Origin of the sequence: Tropicimonas aquimaris (assembly GCF_042676185.1) — a bacterium.
Taxonomy (GTDB): Bacteria; Pseudomonadota; Alphaproteobacteria; order Rhodobacterales; family Rhodobacteraceae; genus Tropicimonas; species Tropicimonas aquimaris.
Map to the genome: position 1 here is coordinate 1 of NZ_JBHTJT010000020.1, position 547 is coordinate 547.

Annotated in this window: 1 protein-coding gene; it reads right to left on the reverse strand. The window is 67.8% G+C overall.

Annotation, left to right across the window (positions count from 1 at the left end; translation table 11 throughout):
• Positions 1 to 115: 115 nt before the first annotated feature.
• The coding region (locus ACFQ2S_RS11840) for a helix-turn-helix transcriptional regulator (protein WP_386074691.1) at positions 116 to 547 on the reverse strand (432 nt) is incomplete at its 5' end.

Here is a 547-nt window from a genome sequence, read left to right on the forward strand (position 1 = left end):
GCGGGCGGGCCGTCGACCTTGCAACAGGTGCGCTGTGAGCATGTCAGAAGCTGTCATGGGCCTGCATATGCGACTGGAAATTGTTGTTGTTTGCAAGAACGAAATGTGAACCCTGTCACGGAAGTGCGTCGAAATCCTCCCTGCGGCCGGGATGTACCAGCGTCGCCAACGCCTCCGGCGCCACCACGGTGACCGAATCGCCCCATTGGTAGAGGTGCCAGGTCATCTCCAGATGCCCCGACGCCCGGAACCGCACCTCCAGCCCGCCGTCGGGCAGGGGGCGGGTCTGCTGGTCCGGGTGGAACCGCCATTCCGCGGCGCGCTCGGCGGCCTCGGGCGCGAAGTGCCAGATCACCTCGCCGAGCTCCGCCTCGTGTTGGTAGGAGCCGAAGGCGCGGGCGGCATGGGCGTCGATGTCGAAGCCCGGGTCGCGGGCGAAGTATTGCCCGGTGACCTCCGGCGCCTCGATCCGGTCGATCCGGAAATGGCGCAGTTCCGGCCCCTTGTCCGGCTGCCGCGCCACGAGATAGCGCCGCGCGCCGAGCAG